We start from the raw sequence: 23348 nt of genomic DNA on the forward strand, positions 1-23348 counted from the left end.
AACAGGGCGGCCAATTGCAGACAGGTGCTTAAGATCAAAAGTATTTATGGTTTGACATGATAATGCAGGGGCGGGCATGATTCATTGCATTCTATACACCCATGCTGCCTGCTACAAAGAGGATCCTTCATGCAAACCATAACTATCACGATTTATTCTGATTATATTTGCCCCTTTTGCTACATCGGGAAAGGTCTCATTGACATTTTGGAGAAGGAATTTTCCCTGTCAGTGGACTGGCTGCCCTTTGAACTCCATGAGAAAACTCCCGCCGCGGGCAGGTTGTGGAGCGATCTTTACAAAGGGATGAACTATGAAAATTTTTTCAACAATATGACCGGCCGCGGCGAAGAAGCAGGCATCGTGTTCACGCCGCAACCCATGTTGTACAATTCGAACATGGCCCTGCAGGCCGGGGAGTTTGCCAAGGAGAATGCTTCCCACGGTGCATTCCATGACGCAGTTTTCAAGGCGTATTTCGTGGATTGCAGAAATATTTCGGAGCTTGAAAACCTCAAGGCAATAGCAGACGAAGTCGGCATGGACGCCCAGGCGCTGGAGAGCGCCCTCCGTGATGGAAAGTACGCCCCGAGAATCGAGGAAGTGGCTGCGGAAGCGAAGAAAAAGGGTATAAGCTCCGCGCCGACTTTTGAAATCCAGGGGTATGGCAATATCATCGGCCCCAAGCCTCTGGAGGTCTTTCGCACCGCGTTTGCAGAGGTCCTGCAGGGAAGCGAAGGAAAGCAGGCGGATTAAGTCACTTTTTCGAAGGGGCTTATTGGAGAAATAGGCGGCAGGCACAGGCCCGCCGCCTTGTTGTAGTGTGTTATCAGACTTATTTTGCAGCGATCACGTAGCCGAAGCTGGTCCAGCGCCCGTTGTCTACGGCCAGTGTTTTGGGGTCTTCATCCGGGTTCTGTTTGCAGAAAGGATCATGCCTGGCGTACTCCTGCCACCAGTCCCATGCGTCAGGGGCGTACCCGCTTTCAAGAACCTGAAAACCGGCGGCTGCAACGTCGGCGACAGTGCTGTGGATGTCCCGAAAGCAGTCTTTCCACGCGAATTCATCCTGCGAGACGTAAGGCTCCAAATCCGCGGGCAGCGGCACATCCAGGTGCATGGGTTCACCCAGGCCAAACACGCCGCCAGGTCTGAGTACGCGGTGAATCTCCTTGAGACAGTTCAGATACCCGGCCTCGCCCTCCATGCCCCTCACCATTTCCAGGGCAGTGGTGGAGTATGCGAAGTCGAATGACTCCGCTGCCAGGTTGGTATGTGGTACGCCGATTTTCTGGGCAAGCACGGAATTGGCTACGCCCCATTTTTCCGCATTGCGGCGGACATGCTCAACCATGGGCTTGCCGTCGATGCGGTCGTCCCAAGGGTCTATCGCCAGAATGGAAACACCGTATTCCTTGGCCAGAAAGCAGGTTTGCACGCCGCGGTTGCACCCTACATCCAGTAAACGAGCGCCAGGGCGCACCCCCATTTTTTGGGCCATGAAATCGCCAAGCCGCAGGCCGCCGGGGCCGCTGCATGCGGCGTAAATCATGTCCAGGTCGGTGTATTTGCCTGATTTTTCGTATGTTATATGCGTCATGGGATGACTCCTGTTGGATTATACGTTGCCGGCAGGGAACATGCTTCCCTGGCGGGTATATGAGATCCTCAGGCAACAGGAAGTCCTCCGTCTGCCGCGGTGCGTACCCGTCAGCAGACGGATTACGCCACTATTCTCTTCTTCATGCATCCCTCGTTATTGGTTCTGGAAGCAGCACTACCCCTTGTGCGGGGGGTGTGGGAAGGCCAGTGCCGCTTATGGACAGGCACTGACTATCAGGCAGACCGATATTTGACAACCAGAAGGACAGCCGCTGGAAAGCAATCGCCGTGGTGTTGCTCTGCCTCGGACAATCCAGCGAAATATTGAACCTTATTCATTCAGAAGGGGGGCGGCTATTTTTCGAGAAGCATGCGCACGTAGCCGGAAAGTTCCCGTTCTGGGATGTGGTCAGCCGGGGCCAGCTCCCAGTCATCATAGCCAAGCAGACTGAACGTATCGCTAAATTGCTTGAAATACGTGATGTCTTCCTCAGTGAAATAGCGCTTCCAGTTGTTGCAACTGCCGGTTCTGTATGTCTGCTTGTAAGAAGCGCCCACGTCGCGTTCCTTGGAAAGCTCCAGATTCAGATACTGGGCGAGCCCTTGTGTGTTCTCGGTGATAAAGTCTTCGTAGCGCAAGAGCAGGTGGTGGTGCCATATCCGAGTGCAAAAGTGATAGAAGCCATAGTCGAACGAGGAAAATTTACTCAGACTTTTCGTGTAGTTCATGTTGAAAAGCGAGTCGAAGGTTTCGCACATGTGCATAAAGGAGATGCTTGCGGGGGTGCGTTCCTTTTCCTGTAATAACTCGATCCAGGCGTCAAAAAGGCCTTGGTCTTTGACAACACGTTTCATATCAAAAGGGTAATACAGCAACACGCTGATGACCTCGTCTCTGGGGTCGCGCCGGATCAGGACAAGCTTATCGAACTGCATCTGCGAGTTGTTGTTCGCGATTGTGCTCAGCTGTCTTTTTTTGTCGAGCCATTGGTCGAACAGTACCTTTATTACGGTATTCTGCTTATCGTGTTCCTGGGTGAAGGCGGCAACGTCGGTGGGCTCGAACAGGAACATTGTCTCCCCGGGCAAGGAGCGCGCAATCGTCTTGGAGATGACGGTCGTGCCTGTTTTTGATTTCCCGATGACGAGAACATTCATGCTGTTTGCCCCCACCTGGTTTCAAAAATTACAGGGGGTGGCTTGCGCCACAAAAAAATTTCCCATGAGCCCCCCCTGGTCGAAAGAAATACGGTAAAAGAGTGTAGAAATATGAGCGTACACTTTATAGTGTCGGGAGCCCAGGAATATAACGGGGTTTCATAATATATTGGCGGCTTGACCGGTCATGTCGGCTTGGCTAAATTTCCCGCATGATGGAGACGTGTACAGCGCCCCTGTCTGAGGACAGATCCCCCGAGCTTTTACCCAGCCCGATTTTCGACCTGCCCCCGTTTTTGGCGTTCCTGCCGGTTTTTTGCCTTCCTGGCGGCCGGGCAGCGCATTGGAAACTCTACATGATGCAATGATAACAAAAGCAGATAGGTACAAAGGAGTCGGATAAGATGTCTCATAAAAACGCAACCACTGCGGATATGGATGCCTCTGCTACTTGGAATGGCGCGGAATCTTTGGTCGCCACGCTTGTTGCAAGTGGCGTAGAGGTTTGCTTCGCCAACCCAGGCACCTCGGAAATGCACTTTGTCAGCGCGTTGGATCGTATTGAAGGTATGCGCCCCGTGCTTTGTCTTTTTGAAGGCGTCGTGACAGGAGCGGCAGACGGGTACGCCCGCATGACGGGCAAGCCGGCCTGTACCCTGTTGCATTTGGGGCCCGGCTTTGCCAATGGCATGGCCAACACGCACAACGCCCGCAAGGCGCAATCTCCGGTTGTTAACATCGTGGGGGACCACGCCACGTACCATGAGCGATACGATGCCCCCCTGCAATCCAATGTCGCCGGCTTTGCGGAGGCCATTTCCCACTGGGTGCACCGTTCCCGCAGTTCCCGCACCGTTGCCATGGATGCGGCCCGGGCTGTACAGGCTGCCCGCCAGGCGCCGGGGCAGATAGCGACCCTTATTCTGCCGGCTGACACGGCCTGGTTGCCGGCGGAGCGCCCCGCACCTGCATTGGAGGTTCCCGTTCCGGGAAAGGTTTCCCAGGATGCAGTGGATAACGCGGCCAAGGCTCTTTTGAGCGGCAAGAAAACCGCCATCCTCATGCGGGGGAACGTGCTGTATGGTGATGCTCTTCATGATGCAGGCCGCATTGCCGCAAAGGTCGGGGGAACGCTTTTTTGCGATACGTTTGTGCCGCGGCTGCGGGCCGGGGCAGGGGCGCCCGTTGTGGAACTGCTGCCGTATCGCGGCAAGGATATTCTCAGCCGGCTTGGTGAATTTGAGCAATTGTTGCTGGTAGGCGCGGAACCCCCTGTGGCGTTTTTTGCCTATCCGGATCAGGAAAGCTGGCTTACGCCGCAGGGGTGCGAAATAGTGACCCTTTCCCATCCTCAGGAGGATGGCGGCCAGGCCCTTACCGCCCTGGCGGAAGCCATAGGCGCCCCTGCAACTGCTCCTGTAGCTCCGTTTTCGCCCCCTGATTTGCCACAACAAGGGGCGCTGACGCCGGAAAGCATTATGCAAACTGTGGCTGCTCTGCTGCCTGAAAACGCCATTATCACCGATGAAGGCATCACCTCCACCCTGCCCTATACAGGGGTGCTTTCAAAAGCGGCGCCCCATGACTATTTGCCGCTGACAGGGGGCTCCATTGGCGACATCTTGCCTGTCAGCACCGGAGTGGCGATTGCCGCGCCTGACCGCAAGGTGGTTTGTCTGGAGGGAGACGGTAGCGCCATGTACACGCTGCAAGCGCTGTGGACCCAGGCCAGGGAAAAGCTGGACGTTGTCACCGTGCTGTACGCCAACCGGTCCTACGCTGTGTTGAATCAGGAATTGAAGCTGGTTCAGGCGGCATCACAAGGAGAGCGGGCCCTGTCCTTGCTGGATCTGCATAATCCTGCTCTGGACTGGGTGAAGCTGGCCGAAGGCATGGGCGTTCAGGCAGTGCGGGTGGAGACGAACCATGCTTTTGCCGCCGCGTTCAAGGCGGCCTTGGACACGCCCGGCCCGCAGCTCATCGAAGTGCTTATATAATGAGAGAAAAGAGCGCAGCGGAGGGTGTCGTCCAAAATCGACGCCCTCCGCTGTTTGTTTCCTGTGGCGGGGATTATTTCACTGAAAACTTTGTGAGATAGGTAAACTCGCCAAGGGAAACGGTTGTAACTTTTGTAAAACCCAGCGGTGTGAACAGCGCTTCGGCGTCGGCATCGCCGATGCGATGTTCCTTGCTGGGGCCGGGCCCCTTGTCCAGCTTCTTGAATTCGATGAGAACCGCCTGCCCGTGGGGCTTCAGGATGCGTTTTAGCTCACGGAGCACGTCCTCACGCTTTTCGGAGGGCAGATCATGCAGCATGGTGGCCATGAAACAGATATCCACCGAGGCGTCTTCCAGGGGCAATGGCTTCGTTGCGTCGGCGTGGATGGCCTTGATGTTGTCAAAGCCCTGCTCCTTGGCGCTGGCTTCCAGGGCGGCGATGCCTTCTGCCCAAAGGTCGATTCCGTAAATGGTGGTGCCCTTGGCGATGCGTTCCGCCAGCGCCAGGGTGTAGCGGCCAACCCCGCATGCTAAATCCAGATAGGCCGATGCGCCCTCCACGATGATGTTGTCAAAAGCGAGGTCCTGGTCGATGTGGCCGATGCTGCTTTTTCCCGCAGCTACTGGTTTTCCGGTCATGTATGTCTCCTTCTGGGCTTGTGCGCTCACGGAAAGGGCGTCCTGCAGGGCACCTCCTCGGTGAGCCTGTTCTTGCATGTTTTATTGGGCTTGAAAAAGTTGCAGATAGAAATGCTCGGCCACCTTGTAGTGGTCCAGGGGGGCAAAAGGCAGCGCCTTCTTGAGGTCTTCGGGAGAGTAGCGGCGTTCCAGGGGCGGTCCGAAGTCTGACGTCGTCTTGTCGAATTCCACCACGCCAAGAATACCGCCTGGCCGGAGCACTCGCTGCATTTCCTGGATGATCCCCGGAAGTTTGGCAGGCGCCTGGGCATGCAGCACCGTGGCTATGAACAGACGATCCACCGACCCCGCGGCAAGGGGCGTTGCTTCGGCCAGGTCGCAGACCAGGGCTTTGATGCGCATACCGTTTGTGTCACGGCGCAACGTTTCGATATAGTGCTCATTTATATCCAAGGCATACACCAGGCCAGCCGCTCCCACCCGCTCTGCAAAAAGCCTGGCCATGTAGCCGCTGCCGCACCCTGCATCTACCACCGTCTGCCCTGGCGCAAGACGCATCGCATCAAGCAGCAGCGCGTTATCAAGCGTGCCTTCGGTAAAACGCCTGGTAGGGCGCGGGGGGTGCTGCTGTATGGGTGACCAGTCAATTCCTGCCATATCTGCTCCCAAAAAAAGTGCGTGTTACGGTTTCATAATTTGTAAGACTGTGGGAAACCGTCTGTCAACAGTAGCGATGATGTTGCCCGGTGCGTGCGGTTCGGGTACGTACCTCGCATCATGCAACTCTTTCTTTGGAACAGGAGAAAGCCTTGGTCCATATCCGTCGCCTTACATCCATAGCCAAAAAACAATTTCAGGAATTGTGCGATTTACTCATAGATTCTGTTGAAGGGGGGGCTTCCGTGGGTTTCCTGTCTCCCATGACAGAGGAAAAGGCAGCGCCTTACTGGCATGGGGTGGAAACGCACCTGGCGTCTGGGCTGGGCCTGTTTGTTGCCGAAGAAAATGGCGCGATTGTCGGAGCCGTGCAACTGATTCCCAGCCAAAAGGAAAATTCACGCCACAGGGCGGACCTGGTGAAGCTGTTCGTCCTGAGCACACACAGGGGGCGGGGCATCGCCACCCTACTGATGCAGGAGGCCGAAGCCTACGCCCTTTCTGTGGGGTGTTCGTTGCTCATGCTGGATACCCATGCAGGCTGCAATGCCGAGCCTGTCTATCAGCATTTGGGATGGACAAAATACGGCGTTGTGCCGGGGTATTCTGCAAGCACGGACGGAACGCTCCACGATACGGCGTTCTACTACAAGCATCTGAATGGTTCCTCGTCTGAGTGAATGCGGCAACGACCACTAACTGAGAGTCCTGCGAAAAGGGGAGAAGGACAATGCCTTCTCCCCAGTATTTGAGCAGAGGTACGGTCGGGCTAGGCCTCTCCTGCTGCGGCAAAGGCTGCGTGGGGCGCAATTTCGCCTTTGGGAGAGACTTCCGTAAAGCGTGTTGCCAGCACGTACTGTTCGGGCACGCCGGGATAGGTGAGGCCTGCCATGTTCGTGAAGCCGAATCGGGTGTAATAGCCGGGATTCCCCACCAGCACCACACCGGCGGCGCCGGCTTCCTGCAGTTGCTGCAGTCCTGCGCGGATAAGGGCTGATCCAATGCCCTTGCCCTGGTGCGTGGGCATAACCCCTACTGGGCCCAGAAGATACCACCCCGAAGCGCCCCCTATTGTTGCGGGGGAGAAGGCAATGTGCCCCCTGAGGTTCTTTTTATCCTCTGTGTTTTCCACGGCCACCAGGGACAGGCTGAGGGCCTGTTGCGCGCGCAGAATTTCCACAATGCGGTGTTCGGTGGGCTCTGCCCCTGGCTTGTGCATGGGGTGCCCTTTGAACGCGGCGTATTGGATGTTCATGATGGCGTTTATATCGGAAGGGACTTCGTGTCTGATATGCATTGGTGCACTCCATAAATCGCAATTTGTGTTGATAACAGCTCAAAATCAAAGGCGTCTTGGTAGGAGTGTGGCTGCCGGAAAAAGGGCGAGCAAAGAGAATCCCCCCTTTGCAACAAATCAAGGGGCGGCAGGCTGGCAATGCTTTGGCCAGGCCGTAAGGCGTGGCTGTCGGACCGTGTGCAACGATCCGCAGGGTTTGCGATTACCGGCCTGCTTTCTCGCAGGCAGCCGGCAGCACAAAATCCAATCTGGAAGAGTACATCCAAATCCTTTTTTTAGAAGTGACGCCCGTGCAATATGCAGCACATGGAGAGCTGTCAATACAGGGAGGGAGGCGGTCAGCGCCGCCCCGCCCCCCTGATTATGTTTGCAAGCGTCAGCGCCGTAGATGTTCGAGCACCGCCAGAGCTTCGGCTGGGGGCGTTTGTTCTATGCGGCGATACTGGCGTCCGTCTGGCGTACGCTCCACCATGCCCCTGTCCACCATTTCACGGCGCAGCAGGGCATAGTCGCCAAACAAGTGTTGCGCCTCGAGCATGTCGCTGATTTCGCGTTCCGTGAGGGGGGTGCGTGCAGGTACGCGAGACCACATCACCCAAAGACAGACCATGCGCTGGCTGAATTTGCCGGGCCACCGCACAAGCCGTCCCTGTTCGTCAAAAAAACGCGCCACACGGTTGACGAGCTTGTAGTTTACTACAGGAGGCGCAGACTTAGGCGTTTCAAATGCTGTGCGGGCATCCTGCTGCGCGCGAAAGTGCTGGAAGTTGCGATAGCCGCCAGCCTTGCTGAGCAGATTCAGCATTTCAAGGTGGCTGGGCGTGCCTTCACGACCGTCCAATTGATGGCGCAAAGAGCGGGCAAACGCGGCAATGTCGGCCACGGCCAATGGCAATGGAGTTCTGGACATGACTCATCCTTTCCCGGAACTGCCGGGATGCGTGCCTATCCAAAAGAGTGTGGATTACCGATGGTCGCCGACTTACGGCCCGGCACGAGGACAAGGTGTCGAGCGGAATGGAAACAGTGGCAGGTTTAGCTCCCCAAAAAAGGGGCGGCGACGCCTGGGTGAACTGCCGACCGAGGCGGAACATACACACACCACGGCCGGCATGCAAGTCATGCAGGCGAGTTTGCCCTGCCACAGGGCATGGCAAAGAACGCTCCAATTAATGCAGATGGCAGCCTACACCGTGACGTTCAGACCGCCCTGCGCTGCTGCTTGGAGTTTTTCCAGGATGTTCAGGATTTGCTGATCCCTGCTTGCGCCTTGTTCGTCGCCGGCGGCTTGATGTTCTTCAAGCCTGGCTTGAAATTCTGCGATCCAGTCAATGTTGCCGTCTTCGTCCGGTTCGGTGCGCATGGTGTAGCTGTTCGCGGCATCTTCAATACCCGAATCAAAGTCGAAAAAGTCGTCGCTGGAGTCGTCTTCGCTCTGGTCCCAAAAGCTTTGCGAGTCTTGGCCGGAACCAAAGGAGAGCATGGAGTGCTCCATCATGGAAATCTGCCCGGCATCGTACAGCTGGAAAGAAACAGCGCTCATGGATTCTATCGACAAGGAGCGCACATTGGTGCCCTGGGCGATCTGGCGAAAAATGTCCTGCGTGGAAAGCTCGCTTTCGTTTTCCTGGGAAGAACCTTCTGCGTTCTGCGCCTTGGATTGCGAAGTTGCGGCGGCCTGCTCGTTTTGCTGCTTTTGCAGGTTGAGAAGGCTGGACTGGTAGTAAGAGTATCCTTGGATCTGCATGGAAATGCTCCCTGGGAAAAAAGTTCCGATGCAGATATATGAGCAACAAGTATGCCGATTGCAAAAAGTGAAAACACGAGTAACATGGAAGGAAATTCTAATTTGCGAGGAGGAAATATGTACGCTCTCGCCATTAATGGCAGCCCCAGAAAAGGGGGCAATACCGAAAATCTCTTGCAGCAGGTGTTGGCGCCCCTTGCCGCAGCAGACTGGAAAACCGAATTGGTGCAGGTGGGCGGTAAGGAAGTGCGGGGTTGCCTCGCATGCTACAAATGCTTTGAAAAGAAGGACAGCAAGTGCATCCAAAAGCACGATTTGTTCAATGACCTGGCGGAAAAGATTTTTGCAGCAGACGCCGTGATCATGGGGTCGCCAACCTATTTTGCCGATGTGAGCGCAGAATTGAAGGCCGTGCTGGATCGTAGCGGTTTTGTTTCCATTGCCAATGGCGGCTTGCTTACCGGCAAGATCGGCGCCGCCGTCATTGCCGTGCGCAGGGGCGGTGGTGTGCACGTCTTTGACAGCATCAACCACATGTTTCTGATGTCCAAGATGATTGTGCCTGGCTCCACCTACTGGAACCTTGGGTATGGATTGGATAAAGGCGAAGTGGCGGGCGACGAGGAAGCAGCGAACAACATGCGCCATCTGGGCGAAGCCATAGCCTGGCTGGGCAAGGCAATTCAGCCGCATCTCAAGGATTACCCTGCCTGAGCAGATTGCAACAGAAATCCAAAGACCCGTCTTCCTGGTAACGTGCCGGGAAGACGGGTTTTTTTATGGTGTCAGGTCAAAAGGGGTGACGTTTTTCAAAGTACAGGTGTATTCATGCAAATTAAGAATTCACGGTAGATTGTCGTCTCTGTGACATTTGTGCGAAGAAGAGTATGGAGAATCTATGGAAAGGAGTGCTGAAATATACGTACTGTATCATTATATTGAGATATACAAAAATAGAATCGTGTGAATATCCCCGATTTGACAAGCGAAAAAAAATGTTGTTATCCAAAGACGTCGCGCAGAAATGCGTCGTCATTTTTGCGGAAAATCATTATTCTATCAATGTTTATTTTATTTCTGCGTAGCTTGAAAATGATAATTTGCATAAAATCATTCATGCTACAAATATAAACTGTATTCATTACTATCCCAACAGAAAGATGATTATCCCCATTACAGTGTCGATTGGCACTGTTTGTGGATGATATAAAGTACTCATGGATGTAACGCATTGTCTTTGATGCGTCATAGTCATGCACCCCAAACCACGAGGAGAAGACATGAGTAATGACCTTGAAATCTGGCATGCGACTTACGAAGCCAAAAACCTGAATGAACTGGACTGCGCTTACAAAAAGTGGGCTCCTCTCTATGACAGGGATACCCTTGACGGCATGGGATATGTCGCCCCGACTGTCGCAGCCACTTTATTGGACGGTTGTTTGGAGTCCAAAGACAGTTGCGTGCTCGATGCTGGGTGTGGAACTGGCCTGGTGGGCAAGGAGATGGCCCGGCTCGGTTACAGCAACATCGATGCAATGGACTATTGCGATGGCATGCTGGAGCAGGCTGAACAGAAGAGAGTCTATGAAAAACTTATTCAGGCGGACATGAATAAAGGGCTTGACCTGCCAGATAACGCCTATGATGCGTCAATCTGCGTTGGAACGTTTACTTACGCACATGTAGGCCCTCACGCTTTTGAAGAATTGGTCCGTATAACAAAGCCAGGTGGCTACGTTTGCTTTACCATCCGCGATGGTGCCTACGAAAAGTACGGTTACCGCAAGAAAATGCTGGATATGGAAGCTGAAGACATCTGGGAACTGCAATCCATGGTTGTGGAAGATTATCTCGTGAAAGAGGGCGTCCGCGCCAAATTCTGCACGTATAAAGTCATGGATGCTTGAACAGGAGGAAATATTTATGGTTTCTGACAACAAAACTCTGGACAAGGTGTATACGGCGACTAACCATGAAGACCTCATGGACGCCTACAAGGATTGGGCCGCAGATTACGACTCTGATACAGTGGGCTCTTTCGGTTACGTGGCGCACGTCGCCTCGGCCAAGGCTCTTGATCATGTCCTGGATGACAACAACGCCAGGATACTCGACGCAGGCTGCGGCACAGGTCTTGTAGGGGAAGCTCTCAAAAATATGGGCTACTGCAACATGGACGCCCTGGATTATTCTCAGGACATGCTGAACGAGGCAGAGCGTAAGGGCGTGTATCAGCGCTACATGCAAGCCGACTTGAGCAAGCCTTTGAACCTGCCCGACAACAGCTACGACGCGGTTGTCTGCACAGGTACCTTTACCTACGGGCATGTGGATGCAGACGCTTTCGGTGAACTCGTTCGCATCACCAAGCCAGGCGGATCCATCGTCTTCACCATCAGAGAGGGCGCCTATCAGGATTACGGATACCGCGCCAAAATGATAGAACTTGAGCGCGACAATGCTTGGGAACTCTTGTCCATGTATGATGAGGATTATCTCAAGGAAGAAAATGTGACTTGCAAGATGTGCACATATAAGGTCGCCAGCGCGTAGTTGCTATTCTATCGTACTGCTGTTAATACCCCGCCCCTGCTTATAGGGGTGGGGTTATTTTTTTGGGCAGAGTGATCAGACGGGAGATCGTCTTCGAAGCACTCTTCTGTGTAATATTGTTGTCACAATATTGAGCTAAGTACGCTAGTGCCGCCAAACTCTCCCAATTTTTGGGGGGAATAGGTACATATTTTAGAGGAGTAAAGAAAAAATGCGCGCGTCCATCAAATTGAAACTCATCGCCGGTATTGCCTTGGCGGTATTGCTTCCTCTCCTAGTCGTGTTCATAATTCTGAGTGTCAATTTTACCGATCAGGGTGTGCAAACCTACATCGGTTCGGCCCAGCGCGAACTGCGGCTGGTCGATGAAGCGATAGACATTTTGTTTGAGCAGACCAAGCAGAACACCGTGTTCATGGCCTCCCAGCCTGTGCTCAAGGAAGTGGGGGACACCCTCACGACATACGCGGAGACAACGTCTGATACCACGGCCGTGCCTCCCGAAACCGATACCTACGGAACCCAACTGCGCGAGCTGTTCACCAAGATGCAGGACACCCACCCCGCCTATCTTGAAGTCTATCTCGGTACGCAGTTCGGGGGCTTTACCACAAACAGCAAGACCACAATCCCGGCGGGGTATGACCCGCGTGTTCGCCCCTGGTATAAGGGCGCCCTGAAAAATCCGGATGCGGTGAGCGTGTCCGAAGCGTACCTCTCCACCAACGGACAAACCTGCATTTCTGTGGCCAAGCCCTTCAGAGACAATGCAGGAAAAGTGCTCGGCGTTTTGGGAGTTGACCTCTCACTGGGAACCCTGACCAAGCTTGTGCAGGATTTCTCTTTGGGCGACACGGGCTATATGGTGATGATTCAAGGGGATGGCACCATTATCGCCAATGCGGCCGACCCAAAGACAAACTTCAAAAAAGTGGATTCCCTCGAGGACGACTCCTACGCGCGACTCTACAATACAAAAGAAAGCAGTGTGGAGCTAAGTATAGAGGGCAAGCCCAGGATCGCCGTACTGCTCACGTCCCCTGGTCTTGGCTGGAAATTGGCCGCCATCATAGAGAAAAGCGAAATAACAGGGCCGGTGAACAAGCTGCTGCTTTACAACTCCGTTATCGCCCTTGTCGGCCTCGCCATTGGTCTCATCCTCACCTGGTTCTTTCTTGGGGCGATTTTGATCAACCCCTTGCGCTCCATGAACGGGTTTCTGCAATTGATTGGCGAAGGGCGCTACGACAACAGAGTCCCCGTCACGCGGCATGATGAAATCGGTGAGATATTCGAAGCGCTCAACGGCATGGCCGAGACCCTGGAAAGCAACATCTCCCAAATCAATGAGAAGAGCAGAGAAGCCGAAGAGAAGGCCAAGCATGCTGAAAGGGCCACCCAGGAGGCCCTTGACGCCCGACAGGAAGCGGAGCGCGCCAAATGCGATGGTATGGCGCACGCGGCGGAACGTCTGCAAAGTGTGGCGGCAAGCCTGCAATCCGCCTTTGAAAGCCTTTCTGAACGTTCACGAAAAATTACCAAGGGCGCAGAGGTGCAGTCAGAACGCATCCAATCCACCGCAACCGCCATGCAGCAGATGAACACCTCTGTCATGGATGTGGCGCGCAACTCCAGTGAAGCGGCCAAGGACAGTGAAGAAGCACGCAGCAATGCCAACGAAGGCGCGTCCGTCGTTGAAAAGAGCGTGAAGGCGATGCAAACGACCCATGACCAGGCCGAAGTGCTGAAAAAGGATATGCTCGTGCTCGGGGAGCAGGCTGATGCCATTGGGGCGGTTATCAACGTCATCGAGGATATTGCAGACCAGACCAACCTCCTGGCTCTGAACGCCGCCATCGAAGCCGCCCGCGCAGGGGAAGCCGGCAGAGGATTTGCCGTGGTTGCCGATGAAGTGCGCAAGCTGGCCGAGAAAACCATGGGTGCGACCAAGGAAGTGGGCAGCTCCATCAAGGCCATACAGGACGCCGCCGCCCGTAACATTACGAGCATGGAGGTCGCGGTTAAGGACCTGGACGCCGCGGTCGAACTCTCGGAAAAATCCGGAACAGTGCTCATGGGCATTGTGGCCAGCGTTGAGCGCTCCACCAGTCAGATTCAGGGCATTGCCGCCGCTGCCGAAGAGCAATCAGCGGCTTCGGAAGAAATCAACGCCTCCCTTGATGAGGTCAGCAACATTACCCAGGAAACCAGCCATGGGATGGAGCGCTCCGGCCAGGACCTGAAGGAAATGGCCGCCCAGGTGGCAAATCTGGACAGGATCATCAAGGAATTGCAAGAAGAGGGAAGCTACACCTGTTAATGAAGAGGGGGGCCCTTTGCCCCCTTTACCCGATAGGCAACATCAGTGTGGCGTGCTAAGCTGCAAGCATGAAAACATTGCTCGCCATACTGTTGTTTCTGGCGCTGTTTTTCGGAATTTGGGACCTGGCTTGGTGGAAGCTTGGCGGGGTCAGGCAGCTCCACCCGTGGGAGCTTAAACGCATGCTGCGGGAGAAACCGGACGATGTGGTGCTTCTGGATGTGCGCACGCCCCTGGAATACGGGTGGTTTCATATTCCGGATGCAGAGAGCCGGCAGGATCTGCTGCTGGACTCGACTACGCTTCCTGAAGTTGCAAAAGACAAGGACGTGGTGGTCATTTGCATGACGGGGCACCGCTCCCCCGTGGTTGCCAAGAAGCTCCAGGACAAGACCGGAGGGCGGGTCTACAATCTGAGCTGGGGCATGGCCGGGTGGTTGCTTTTCTTCGGCCCCCTGGCCCGCTGAACGCTCTGCAGATCCCTTTCTACGAGGGCGTTGGTGCAAGGCCGCACACACTCCCCAGCCATCCCCCATTGTCTTGGAACTCCACAAGAAGAATATGGCGGAAGCCGGCATGACGTGTTGTGCTGGATGTAGTGCGTCTGCCGTCGAGCGCAGGCCCTGGATTCCCGCCTTCGCGGGAATGACAGACCAGACAGGCAAAAAGGGGTGGGCGGCGTCATAGATGCGTGGTTCATCTCAAGGGCATCCGTCAGGCTGGCATGGCTTGCGATACACGCGTAAGTCCTGGCATTCGCGCGCAATCATCCCCCATTGTCTTGGAACTCCACAAGAAGAATATGGCGGAAGCCGGCATGACGTGTTGTGCTGGATGTAGTGCGTCTGCCGTCGAGCGCAGGCCCTGGATTCCCGCCTTCGCGGGAATGACAGACCAGACAGGCAAAAAGGGGTGGGCGGCGTCATAGATGCGTGGTTCATCTCAAGGGCATCCGTCAGGCTGGCATGGCTTGCGATACACGCATAAGTCCTGGCGTTCGCGCCCAATCATCCCCAGTGTCTTGGAACTCCACAAGAAGAGCATGGCGGACGCCGGCATGACGTGTTGTGCTGGATGTAGTGCGTCTGCCGTCGAGCGCAGGCCCTGGATTCCCGCCTTTGCGGGAATGACAGACCAGACAGGCAGAAAGGGGTGGGCGAAGTCACAGATGTGTGGTTCATCTCAAGGGCATCCGTCAGGCAGGCTTGGCTTGCGATACACGCGTAAGTCCTGGCGTTCGCGCCCAATCAATCCCCATTGTCTTGAAACTCCACAAGAAGAGCATGGCGGACGCCGGCTTTTTGTATTGCGCTTGAAATAGTGCGTATGTCGCTGGGCGCAGCTCCTGGATTCCCGCCTTCGCGGGAATGACAGGCAGGCTGGGCAATGAGGGGGGGCTCGCAAAGAGCCCGCAACGGTTATTCGGCGGTATCCAGTTCGTGCAGGTACAAGTGGCCGGAATATTTTGCATCGACCTGAGGCACTTGCAATCCCACCCGTGCCTGGTGGTTGATGAGAATGGGCCCTGAAAGGTTCAAAGCCGTCTTCTCCGGCTGGTCGGGCGGTATGGAGACCGTCACCAGCACGGCGAGTTGCCGGACATTCTTCAACCTGAGGATCTTCTGTTCGGCCTCGCCCAGACGCACCTCGTAATCAGAAGTGAAGCTGTACGGATCGGCTACAAGAAGCCCTACCTTGGAACTGGTCACGCTTTGCAGGATCAAAAACGGAGATTCGTCCCTGACCTGCAAAAGCACAAACTCACGCTCTTCCTCAAAGCCAATCAGGCCATGAGGAAAGTAAAGCGTCTTGTCGAGTTCTACTACTCGTTTTCCGAGACGAGTTTCGATGACTTTTTCTTTTTGCCTTGCCATATTGTCGTCACCGCCAGCAAATCATCATCTTTGGAATCGATCGCCAGCTTGTTCTGTTCTTGCACCCGAGTATACACCTCTTCCCGGTAGACCGTCATGTCCTTGGGAACGTCCAGGCCAATTTTAATCTGCTTGCCCTGGACGCTGAGGACCGTGATCTTGATGTTATCCCCGAGGTAGAGGCTTTCACCGGCGCGGCGTGTCAGAATGAGCATGCATTTCCCGCATCGTCTTGCCTGCCGCATGGTGCGGCGGCGTATAGACTCTTGTTTCGACCCTTTTGCTTCCCTGCTTGAAGGGCCTGGCGCAGGCCATCCTGCCCCGCGCCGTATCGTACCACTGTACGTCCCCTAGTACGTCCTTGTACCGGTGCCGGTTTTTTCCGGCAGACGCGCCAACTACCTTGTTGCTACAGGTGTAGCTGAGGGCGGGCGCTTCGTCCAGTATTGTGTGCATATCATACTGGCGCAATTATTATTCATTTGATGCGATGTATCCTGTTTTGCAAGATGCTTCAATGCTTATAGCTGTCGGTTGCGCTAAATATAGTTCATCAAACTCATGCGCATGATCTGCGAGGAGGTCTTGAGCACGCTCTCATAAACGATTTGCTGCATGGCAAATTCGGTCATAAGCTCGGAGACATCCACATCCTCAATGTCGCTCAACCGCTCGGTTTTGATGATTTTCAGGTTCTCGAGCATGTTTACGGCCACTTCGACGCGGTTTTCCCGGGCACCCACATTGGCGGCTACGGTCATGACATGTTCGCTTGCAACCGAGAGGTCGTCCAGGGCTTCCTGAATGCCACTCTGGTTGTTGGTCTCGATATAGCCCACAAGTTTGCCCACCACATCGAACATGTTCTTGGCGCTGCCGTTTTGCGCAGCCACTTGGTTACCGCTGTTGGTGTCGGTATAAATACCGCCAAAGACGTCCTTGCCGATGTTGTTGACGGAAAGACGCTCGTTCGGAGAAATTTCGTAGAGTATTTCAGCACGCTCCGGCCTGATGATGAACTGGTCACCAGGTGAAAGGGTGCTGCCTGCGGCAGAAGTGCCAAGATCCAGGAAGCCGCCGGGAACAGGCAGGGTGGCGTTGGACACCGAGCCGGCATCGGAAACGGTATTGCCCTCCACCCAGGTGATGCCGCGATCGAGGCTGTAGGAATATTCGATCTCTTCGCCCAGGGTGATGGGAGAAGTGTTGTCGATACGGACCATCACATCCTGGCTGAAGGAACCCAAGGCGGAGGAACTGGTGACCATGTTGCCGCCAAACTTGTCCACCTGGATATTGTCTTCAATGTCGCCCTGGTATCTTGCTGTGGGGCGAATCCACAGCCATGTGCCGTTGGGGCTGCCGTCGTCCAGAATACTGGCGTCCTGCTGCGTGGTGTCCACAGCGCTGACGGTGTTTGGAACATCCAAAGTGACGTGCACGCCGTCCAGGTCCAGGGTGTCATCGCCGGCCGCCAGGGTGCGGGTGGTCCAGGTATCGCCCCCGTCGCTGGAAAACTGGTAGTCCAGCGCGTCCACCCCAGCGGTGCCGCTGGTAAGGAACTGGACCATGACTGTGCTGTCCGTATCCCCGGTGATGGAAAACGTGGATATGGCGTTTTCGTCGTTTGTGGTTGCCCAAAGGTCTTCCACAAAGGCCGGCTGATTTGTTTTGTGGCCGGCGAAAATGTGATTGCCCTCATATTCCGTATTCCCCAGCACCATGAGCTGTTCGAAGAGCTGGCGGACTTCATAGCCCACCTGCTCGCGGTTTTCCGCGCTCATGGTACCGGTGGCGGCCTGTTCGGCAAGTTCCTTGACACGGGTCAGTACGGTATTGACCTGGGTCAGGGTGCTGTCGGACTGTTGCAGCCAGCCCTGCGCGATATCGGCATTGCGCATGTACTGGTCAGTACGGGTGATTTGCGTACGGTATTGCAGAATCTGCGCGGCTGCCACAGGCGCATCCGAAGGTCTGTTCACCTTCTTCTGGCTGGACGCCTGTTCGTTCAGGTTTATGAGCTCAGCGAGTGACCTGTTCATGTTGGACACGTAATTCGTGTACATCATTTGCTGTGTGATTCTGACAGCCATAGGAGTGCTCCCTGGATTACTGCTTCAAGCCCAGGACGGTTTGCAACATCTCGTCCGCGGTGGTGATGAGCTTTGCTGCGGCCCTGTACGAATGCTGGTATTTGATGAGGTTGCTCATCTCTTCGTCCAGGTTTACACCTGCAACGGCCTGTTGCTGCTCGTTCAGGTCATCGGAAAGAGATTTGTTGTATTGGTAGTTGAATTTGGCATTTGCGGTATCGCCGCCTACGCGTCCGACCAGGGTGGAGTAGTATTCGAGGATGGTCTGGTTGGAGCTGGCGTTGAACGAACTGACAATGGTTACCTGCTTGTCCCTGAGACCACCGATCTCGAGTGACGTGGCGTTGTCACCGGGGTTGTATTCTCCCGCGCCGTTGATATGGCCGGCATTGATGCGGCCGCTATCATACATGATATCGGAATTGATGCCGATGTCGTCTGAACCGCTCCCACTGAAAAAGGTGTTTATGCCCAGCCCTGCCAAAAGTCCCGAGGAGTCGGTGCCAAAGCCTATTTCCATGCCGTTTGCTGCGGTGAGACGCAGGCTGTTGTTCACTATGGTGGCATTGATGTTGCCACCAAAAGTGTTGTTGAAGGCATCGCGTACGTCTTCGAGGCTGTGCACGGCAGGGTCGAAATTCTGGATGCCGGGAGTTGAGGGGTCGAAGTCCAGGCCGCTGTTGGAAACCAGGTCGCCCGTGCTCTGATCGTAAACAAAGATTTCTACGTTGCCAGAGGTGAGTTTGGTGTTCCAGGTCAGGCCTGAAGAATCGCTGCCCAGGGCGAGGGTGGTGTCGTTAACCGTGTAGGTGCCCTGGGTGTCGGTGATCAAACTGAGGCCAGCGCCCTGGCTATGCAATCGGTTCACTTCCCAGATCAAAGTCTTGGATACGGCGTTGAGTTTGTCGCGGTATTGCCCCACGTATTGGTCGCTGAAATTGAAAAGGGCAGTCAAACGCCCCCCTACGAGACGCATGGGGTCGTCGGTGCCGTCTGCGCGCATCTGGGGGGTGATGTTCTCTTTGTGCGAGGCTGTCTGGTACCAGTACAGGCCGTTCTTGGGCATGACCGAGAAGGTGTCGCCCGCTGTCAGATCCTGGGTGGCGCCGTCGAACCAGATGCCCACACCGCGAACATCAACCTGCATGTCTTCAGGGCGAGCGTAGAAATGACGTTCCTGGCCGTCTTCGTCTTTCAGCCAGGTCTTTCCGCCATCGATGGAGACACGGAACATGGCGGCGCTGCTGTCGGAGGTTACGCCGCCGTCTTGAATGACCTGGATGGTGTATTCAAAGTCGGAGCTGCCATCGAACTTTATTTCGCCGTCAAAGTTGGAGGCGTTTGTCAGCGACGCCGTGGCCTGGGGTCCTTCGTAGGCCAGCCGGTAGGATTCTGTGCCCTGCACCAGGGTCTTGCCGGAGGAGGTGACGAGAACCCAGTCGTCGCCCACGCTCTGCACAGGGCTGTTACTGTCGTTGGCGTTGCCCTTGTCTATGACCTTGACGTCCATCATGGTGCCGAGTTGGCGCACCAGGGAATCGCGCTGGTCCAGGAGCGTATTGGCGTTGTTCACGCCCGGGATGTCGTGGGAGTTAATTTGGCGGTTCAGGTCAGCAATTTGCTGAATGATACTGTTGATCTCTTCGACTTCCCTGTTGATGGCGTCCTGGGCTTGAAGCTGCAGCGTATTCATATCGTCGTCCGTACTCTGCAGCAGGGAAATCATGTTTTGCGAGTTGCCCAGCAGGGCTTCGCGGCTCGGATAGTCGTCGGGGCGCAGGGAAAGGTCTTCCCAGTACCCGAAGAAGCTATCCATAAGGGCGCTGATACCAGCCGTGTTGGATTCGTTGAAAAGGTTGTCCACGCTTCTGAGGTCGGTCCACAGTTCGTCATACCGCTCCCGCATGGTGGCCATGTCGTTGTACTGGGCCTCTACGAACATATCGAAAGAGCGCACCACCTGGGTGGCAACCACGCCCGTGCCGAGTTGGCCGGGGCGGTAGTTCAGGGCGTACCCTTCCTCAAAGAGGACAGACCGTCTGGTATAGCCCTGGGTGTTGACGTTGGCTATATTGTTACCAGTGGTCTCGATGGCCGCCTGGCTCCCAAAGAGCGCGGTGCGGCCGATATCCAGTACAGAGTTGATGCCGGGCATCAGAGTTTTCCTTCTAAGATCCTGGCCTGAGGACGTTGATTGGAATAGGTTCCCTTGGCCGAGTAGCTTTCCTTTTTCTGGGGCACCAACTGGTTATGCAGAAATTCCAGCATGCCCTGTGACTGATCCATGAGCCCCAGAACCAGCTTGGTATTTTTTTCCGCCTGCCTTGCGCATAACTGCTCCAGCTTGTGGATGCTGACGAGGCTCTTCTGAATAGTATCGGGCAGGTCGCGCAGCGCCTCTTCTTCAGGTTGCGGCAGGGCTTCCAGGTAGTCTTTCAGCCGCATGCCGTGCAGCATGCCGCGCAGACTTTTACGTTCGGAGATGATCTGCCCCACCAGTTCCTGAATGGAGAACTCGGTCTTTGTCACTTCTGTCGGGTTGCGGGCCATGAGCTGGGAAAATTCTTCCTGCATCAGCTTGTGCAACAGAGTCAGCGCTTTTCCCTGACGGGACAGGCTTTCATTTATGGGAGCGAGGAGTTCGTACATGACTAATGGCCTCTCTGGCTATGCCTGGCGGCCGTTTGCGCTTCCGGCTGCGAGACTGTTTTGAACCTTCATGGGGTCGAAGGCCGTGCCTTGATGGCGCAACTCAAAGTGCACATGGGGGCCTGTCGATCTTCCCGTGTTGCCTACTGTTGCAATTTCCTCGCCAGCTTTGATGGTTTCTCCCGCTTTCACCGAAAAATCGTTGTTGTGGGCATAAACGCTCTGCCAACCGTTGGGGTGATCCATCACCACCACATTGCCGTATCCGGGCTTGTTGCCCACGTAGCTGACAACGCCATCCCAGCACGCCTTCACAGGGGAGCCTGAAGCAGCCGCCACGTCGACGCCTTCATGAAAGGTCCGTTCACCGGTGTACGGATTGTTGCGCCAGCCGTAGTTTGCTGTAACTCGCCCCTCTACGGGCCACTGCATGGAAGATGCGGGTGGTGTGGCCTCCGCGGGGCGGGAAGCATCCGCTCCCCATGTTACTTCGACAGAAGAATTCCTGGCTGCCTCCGGTGTGGCAAGCTCCAGCTTTTCGGGCGTGGCGGCGGCAGGCGCGTCGGCCAGTCCTGGTACGCCACGCAGGGGTTCCAGACCGCCTTCATTTTCCATTGCCCCTTGTTTGCGATTTATGCCGCCTTCCAGCAGGCTGACTTCCTGCTCTTTGTCGGTGGGAAACGTTCCTTTGGCAGGGGAAGGATTCAGGGCTTCATCTATGGAAGGGGTGAGCTTGGCGTGGCGCGCTTCCCTGGTTACCGGCGATACATTGGGCGTGATGCGCCGTGCCAGAGCCTCCACGGCCGCCATCACTTCAGGGTCAATGGCCTCGTCTGCTGCTTTGTCGCGCGCGCTGGCAACAGCCTGACGGCTTTTGGGGAACGATTTGGTCGGGTCGTCCACAAGTTTTGGCCCTGCCTCTGGAGAAAGACTCTGGGTCAAATCATCCTTTTCCAGGTCGTTGGCTGCCTGTTCAGGGGAAGGGGGCGCCTGTTCGGGGTAGGTGTCTGCATCCCACCCGGAAAGGGAGCGCTCTTCCGATGCGCCTTCGGCCGGTGACTCTTCACTGCCGTCATTCTCGCCAAACGGTTCGTACAATGCATCGAGTGACGTTGTTCCCCGCAGCTTCTCCGAGCCCATTGCGGCGTTGCCGCCAAGTTCCGCTTCCTTGGGGTTGAGCATGCGTGGGTCGTATCTGGCGACCAGTTCCTTGATGGGCTTCTCGTTGCTGTTCTCACTGGGAGAGGTGACCCTGCTGGCGTCCTCCATGGACTGCTTGAGTTGCTCGTAGAGCATGTCGCCAAGCCCGATGCCGCCGGCGTCAGCCAGCTTTTCGGAAAGCGCCTGGTCGAACATGGAGAGGTACATCTCTTCATTCTTGCTGTGCAGGTAGCCTTCCTTGGGAACAGTCTTGCGCATTTGCTGCCAGAGCTTATTGATGAAGACGCTCTCAAAGCCCTTGGTCGCCTCACGGAGTTTTTTCTCCTTGGCGTCAGGACTCATCAGTTGTTTCTGGAGACGCTGGGTCTCCAGCTGCTTTTGCAGCATCTGCGAGTCTGTGGCCTGGCTGGCCAACAGAGCGGGATCGGGCAGCATTGAACTCATATTAGATGACCTCGAGTTCTGCGTGCAGGGCGCCGGAAGCCTTCAGGGTCTGCAATATGGAAATCAGGTCTCTGGGGGTTGCGCCGATGGCGTTGAGCCCGTCGACCATTTCCTGCAGGGTGGCGCCTTCCAGCATCACCAGACGTTTGTTATCTTCCTGAACACCAATACTGGTCTGTGGCGTGACAACAGTCTGCCCCTGGCTGAATGGGCCAGGCTGGGAAACCTGCGGGTTTTCCTGAATCACGATCTGCAGGTTGCCGTGGGACACTGCCACCTTGGAAAGCCGTACGTCACGTCCGAGAACCACTGTCCCGGTTTTTTCATCCACCACGACACGGGCGCGGTTGTCCGGGGTTATTTCCAGGTTTTCTATGGAGGCCATGAAGGGCACGAGATTGTTCTGCCAGCGTTCGGGCACATGCAGCTCGATGGTGCTGATGTCCTTTGCGCGGGAGTATTCACCCCCAAGCGCCTCGTTGATTTTTTCCACGGTCTGCTGGGTGGTGCTGAAATCCGCTGTGCTCATGTGCAGCATCATGCCATCCTGGTGGTTGAATTCGAAATTCACACCGCGCTCGATGTTGCACCCGTTGGGTATGCGGCCGACAGTGGCTATGTTTTTATCCGCGCTGGCTCCTTGGCCTTCCACGGAAAAGCCGCCAATGGCGAGAGCGCCCTGCGCCAACCCATATACTTTGCCATCCACGCCCTTGAGGGGGGTGCGCAGCAGAACGCCACCCAGCAGGCTTTTGGCGTCGCCCAATGAAGACACGGTGACATCTATGGAAGAGCCGGGGCGCGCTGAAACGGGCATTTTTGCTGTGACCATGACGGCCGCAACGTTTTTGGGTTTGAGATTGTTTCTGTCTACGCCCACGCCCATGTTTTCGAGCATATTGACCATGGACTGAATGGTGAAGTCGGATTTGTTGCTGTCGCCAGTGCCGGACAAGCCGACCACAAGGCCGTAGCCGATGAGCGAGTTGTCGCGAACGCCCCCGAACGTGGCGACGTCCTTGATCCTGACGCCATGGGCAGGGGGGGCGGCCAGCAGCATGATAAGGGCCAGCAAAATGGCCACGGTTGCAACCTGCAGGGCCAGGACTCCGACCCGGCCTTTTCCGCTCGTGGCGATGTGGCCGCCATTGGC

22 protein-coding genes are annotated in these 23348 nt (G+C 55.5%); 8 read left to right on the plus strand and 14 right to left on the minus strand.

Annotation, left to right across the window (positions count from 1 at the left end):
- Nucleotides 1-129: 129 nt before the first annotated feature.
- Nucleotides 130-756 (plus strand): DsbA family oxidoreductase, encoded by a 627-nt coding sequence (locus tag ACZ5EH_RS08565; RefSeq protein WP_464277701.1) that lies wholly within the window; start codon nucleotides 130-132, stop codon nucleotides 754-756.
- A 79-nt stretch (nucleotides 757-835) separates the two neighbouring features.
- Here ACZ5EH_RS08565 and ACZ5EH_RS08570 read toward each other — a convergent pair whose 3' ends face one another.
- Entirely contained in the window at nucleotides 836-1600 is a 765-nt protein-coding gene (locus ACZ5EH_RS08570) for an SAM-dependent methyltransferase (protein WP_464277702.1), read from the minus strand.
- Nucleotides 1601-1956: 356 nt separating this feature from the next.
- Nucleotides 1957-2760 (minus strand): hypothetical protein, encoded by an 804-nt coding sequence (locus ACZ5EH_RS08575; protein WP_464277703.1) that lies wholly within the window; start codon nucleotides 2758-2760, stop codon nucleotides 1957-1959.
- 404 nt (nucleotides 2761-3164) lie between these two features.
- On the opposite strand from ACZ5EH_RS08575, the gene ACZ5EH_RS08580 reads away from it, so the two are divergent.
- A complete protein-coding gene (locus ACZ5EH_RS08580) occupies nucleotides 3165-4757 on the plus strand; it encodes an acetolactate synthase large subunit (protein ID WP_464277704.1) in 1593 nt (530 codons plus the stop codon).
- Nucleotides 4758-4830: 73 nt separating this feature from the next.
- On the opposite strand, the gene ACZ5EH_RS08585 is transcribed toward ACZ5EH_RS08580, so the two are convergent.
- Together ACZ5EH_RS08585 and ACZ5EH_RS08590 are read right to left on the minus strand one after the other, a co-directional pair.
- Nucleotides 4831-5397, minus strand: a complete 567-nt coding sequence (locus ACZ5EH_RS08585; RefSeq protein WP_464277705.1) for a class I SAM-dependent methyltransferase — start codon at nucleotides 5395-5397, stop codon at nucleotides 4831-4833.
- Nucleotides 5398-5478: 81 nt separating this feature from the next.
- Nucleotides 5479-6054: a class I SAM-dependent methyltransferase gene (locus tag ACZ5EH_RS08590; protein ID WP_464277706.1), complete on the minus strand. Its 576-nt coding sequence runs from the start codon at nucleotides 6052-6054 to the stop codon at nucleotides 5479-5481.
- A gap of 152 nt (nucleotides 6055-6206) precedes the next feature.
- On the opposite strand from ACZ5EH_RS08590, the gene ACZ5EH_RS08595 reads away from it, so the two are divergent.
- On the plus strand, nucleotides 6207-6734 hold the full coding sequence (locus ACZ5EH_RS08595) for an N-acetyltransferase family protein (protein ID WP_464277707.1): 528 nt from the start codon (nucleotides 6207-6209) through the stop codon (nucleotides 6732-6734).
- An 89-nt stretch (nucleotides 6735-6823) separates the two neighbouring features.
- Here ACZ5EH_RS08595 and ACZ5EH_RS08600 read toward each other — a convergent pair whose 3' ends face one another.
- From ACZ5EH_RS08600 to ACZ5EH_RS08610, 3 genes are all read right to left on the minus strand, one after another.
- A complete protein-coding gene (locus ACZ5EH_RS08600) occupies nucleotides 6824-7351 on the minus strand; it encodes a GNAT family N-acetyltransferase (protein ID WP_464277708.1) in 528 nt (175 codons plus the stop codon).
- Between the two features lie 376 nt (nucleotides 7352-7727).
- Nucleotides 7728-8261 (minus strand): DUF2087 domain-containing protein, encoded by a 534-nt coding sequence (locus tag ACZ5EH_RS08605; protein ID WP_464277709.1) that lies wholly within the window; start codon nucleotides 8259-8261, stop codon nucleotides 7728-7730.
- A gap of 276 nt (nucleotides 8262-8537) precedes the next feature.
- On the minus strand, nucleotides 8538-9098 hold the full coding sequence (locus ACZ5EH_RS08610) for a hypothetical protein (RefSeq protein ID WP_464277710.1): 561 nt from the start codon (nucleotides 9096-9098) through the stop codon (nucleotides 8538-8540).
- A gap of 117 nt (nucleotides 9099-9215) precedes the next feature.
- Here ACZ5EH_RS08610 and ACZ5EH_RS08615 point away from each other — a divergent pair, with 117 nt between their 5' ends.
- From ACZ5EH_RS08615 to ACZ5EH_RS08635, 5 genes are all read left to right on the plus strand, one after another.
- Complete coding sequence (locus tag ACZ5EH_RS08615) at nucleotides 9216-9812, plus strand: flavodoxin family protein (RefSeq protein ID WP_464277711.1); 597 nt, start codon at nucleotides 9216-9218, stop codon at nucleotides 9810-9812.
- 566 nt (nucleotides 9813-10378) lie between these two features.
- Nucleotides 10379-11008, plus strand: coding sequence for a class I SAM-dependent DNA methyltransferase (locus ACZ5EH_RS08620; protein WP_464277712.1), 630 nt, complete (start codon nucleotides 10379-10381; stop codon nucleotides 11006-11008).
- A gap of 16 nt (nucleotides 11009-11024) precedes the next feature.
- Complete coding sequence (locus ACZ5EH_RS08625) at nucleotides 11025-11654, plus strand: class I SAM-dependent DNA methyltransferase (protein ID WP_464277713.1); 630 nt, start codon at nucleotides 11025-11027, stop codon at nucleotides 11652-11654.
- A 211-nt stretch (nucleotides 11655-11865) separates the two neighbouring features.
- A complete protein-coding gene (locus tag ACZ5EH_RS08630) occupies nucleotides 11866-13974 on the plus strand; it encodes a methyl-accepting chemotaxis protein (RefSeq protein ID WP_464277714.1) in 2109 nt (702 codons plus the stop codon).
- A gap of 68 nt (nucleotides 13975-14042) precedes the next feature.
- Nucleotides 14043-14441 (plus strand): rhodanese-like domain-containing protein, encoded by a 399-nt coding sequence (locus ACZ5EH_RS08635; protein ID WP_464277715.1) that lies wholly within the window; start codon nucleotides 14043-14045, stop codon nucleotides 14439-14441.
- 951 nt (nucleotides 14442-15392) lie between these two features.
- Here ACZ5EH_RS08635 and fliW read toward each other — a convergent pair.
- The 7 genes from fliW to ACZ5EH_RS08670 all read right to left on the minus strand — a co-directional run bounded on the left by fliW (nucleotide 15393) and on the right by ACZ5EH_RS08670 (nucleotide 23255).
- On the minus strand, nucleotides 15393-15848 hold the full coding sequence (gene fliW / locus ACZ5EH_RS08640; protein ID WP_464277716.1) for a flagellar assembly protein FliW: 456 nt from the start codon (nucleotides 15846-15848) through the stop codon (nucleotides 15393-15395).
- Nucleotides 15797-16063: a carbon storage regulator CsrA gene (csrA, locus tag ACZ5EH_RS08645; RefSeq protein ID WP_464277717.1), complete on the minus strand. Its 267-nt coding sequence runs from the start codon at nucleotides 16061-16063 to the stop codon at nucleotides 15797-15799. The genes fliW and csrA overlap by 52 nt, the downstream gene beginning before the upstream one ends.
- Before the next feature lie 324 nt (nucleotides 16064-16387).
- Entirely contained in the window at nucleotides 16388-17941 is a 1554-nt protein-coding gene (flgL, locus tag ACZ5EH_RS08650) for a flagellar hook-associated protein FlgL (protein WP_464277718.1), read from the minus strand.
- 16 nt (nucleotides 17942-17957) lie between these two features.
- Nucleotides 17958-20096 (minus strand): flagellar hook-associated protein FlgK, encoded by a 2139-nt coding sequence (gene flgK / locus ACZ5EH_RS08655; RefSeq protein ID WP_464277719.1) that lies wholly within the window; start codon nucleotides 20094-20096, stop codon nucleotides 17958-17960.
- Complete coding sequence (flgN, locus tag ACZ5EH_RS08660; protein WP_464277720.1) at nucleotides 20096-20590, minus strand: flagellar export chaperone FlgN; 495 nt, start codon at nucleotides 20588-20590, stop codon at nucleotides 20096-20098. Before flgN ends, flgK begins: the two co-directional genes overlap by 1 nt.
- A gap of 18 nt (nucleotides 20591-20608) precedes the next feature.
- Complete coding sequence (locus ACZ5EH_RS08665) at nucleotides 20609-22195, minus strand: peptidoglycan DD-metalloendopeptidase family protein (RefSeq protein ID WP_464277721.1); 1587 nt, start codon at nucleotides 22193-22195, stop codon at nucleotides 20609-20611.
- Between the two features lies 1 nt (nucleotide 22196).
- On the minus strand, nucleotides 22197-23255 hold the full coding sequence (locus tag ACZ5EH_RS08670; protein WP_464278284.1) for a flagellar basal body P-ring protein FlgI: 1059 nt from the start codon (nucleotides 23253-23255) through the stop codon (nucleotides 22197-22199).
- Between the last annotated feature and the right edge of the window lie 93 nt (nucleotides 23256-23348).

The sequence above is a fragment of the Desulfovibrio biadhensis genome (assembly GCF_055388615.1).

Excerpts from the sequence above, each read along its gene's own strand:
- ACZ5EH_RS08565 (WP_464277701.1), top strand. The coding sequence starts at position 130 with ATGCAAACCATAACTATCACGATTTATTCTGATTATATTTGCCCCTTT.
- ACZ5EH_RS08570 (WP_464277702.1), bottom strand. The coding sequence starts at position 1,600 with ATGACGCATATAACATACGAAAAATCAGGCAAATACACCGACCTGGAC.
- ACZ5EH_RS08575 (WP_464277703.1), bottom strand. The coding sequence starts at position 2,760 with ATGAATGTTCTCGTCATCGGGAAATCAAAAACAGGCACGACCGTCATC.
- ACZ5EH_RS08580 (WP_464277704.1), top strand. The coding sequence starts at position 3,165 with ATGTCTCATAAAAACGCAACCACTGCGGATATGGATGCCTCTGCTACT.
- ACZ5EH_RS08585 (WP_464277705.1), bottom strand. The coding sequence starts at position 5,397 with ATGACCGGAAAACCAGTAGCTGCGGGAAAAAGCAGCATCGGCCACATC.
- ACZ5EH_RS08590 (WP_464277706.1), bottom strand. The coding sequence starts at position 6,054 with ATGGCAGGAATTGACTGGTCACCCATACAGCAGCACCCCCCGCGCCCT.
- ACZ5EH_RS08600 (WP_464277708.1), bottom strand. The coding sequence starts at position 7,351 with ATGCATATCAGACACGAAGTCCCTTCCGATATAAACGCCATCATGAAC.
- ACZ5EH_RS08605 (WP_464277709.1), bottom strand. The coding sequence starts at position 8,261 with ATGTCCAGAACTCCATTGCCATTGGCCGTGGCCGACATTGCCGCGTTT.
- ACZ5EH_RS08610 (WP_464277710.1), bottom strand. The coding sequence starts at position 9,098 with ATGCAGATCCAAGGATACTCTTACTACCAGTCCAGCCTTCTCAACCTG.
- ACZ5EH_RS08615 (WP_464277711.1), top strand. The coding sequence starts at position 9,216 with ATGTACGCTCTCGCCATTAATGGCAGCCCCAGAAAAGGGGGCAATACC.
- ACZ5EH_RS08620 (WP_464277712.1), top strand. The coding sequence starts at position 10,379 with ATGAGTAATGACCTTGAAATCTGGCATGCGACTTACGAAGCCAAAAAC.
- ACZ5EH_RS08625 (WP_464277713.1), top strand. The coding sequence starts at position 11,025 with ATGGTTTCTGACAACAAAACTCTGGACAAGGTGTATACGGCGACTAAC.
- ACZ5EH_RS08630 (WP_464277714.1), top strand. The coding sequence starts at position 11,866 with ATGCGCGCGTCCATCAAATTGAAACTCATCGCCGGTATTGCCTTGGCG.
- ACZ5EH_RS08635 (WP_464277715.1), top strand. The coding sequence starts at position 14,043 with ATGAAAACATTGCTCGCCATACTGTTGTTTCTGGCGCTGTTTTTCGGA.
- fliW (WP_464277716.1), bottom strand. The coding sequence starts at position 15,848 with ATGGCAAGGCAAAAAGAAAAAGTCATCGAAACTCGTCTCGGAAAACGA.
- csrA (WP_464277717.1), bottom strand. The coding sequence starts at position 16,063 with ATGCTCATTCTGACACGCCGCGCCGGTGAAAGCCTCTACCTCGGGGAT.
- flgL (WP_464277718.1), bottom strand. The coding sequence starts at position 17,941 with ATGGCTGTCAGAATCACACAGCAAATGATGTACACGAATTACGTGTCC.
- flgK (WP_464277719.1), bottom strand. The coding sequence starts at position 20,096 with ATGCCCGGCATCAACTCTGTACTGGATATCGGCCGCACCGCGCTCTTT.
- flgN (WP_464277720.1), bottom strand. The coding sequence starts at position 20,590 with ATGTACGAACTCCTCGCTCCCATAAATGAAAGCCTGTCCCGTCAGGGA.
- ACZ5EH_RS08665 (WP_464277721.1), bottom strand. The coding sequence starts at position 22,195 with ATGAGTTCAATGCTGCCCGATCCCGCTCTGTTGGCCAGCCAGGCCACA.
- ACZ5EH_RS08670 (WP_464278284.1), bottom strand. The coding sequence starts at position 23,255 with ATGCTGCTGGCCGCCCCCCCTGCCCATGGCGTCAGGATCAAGGACGTC.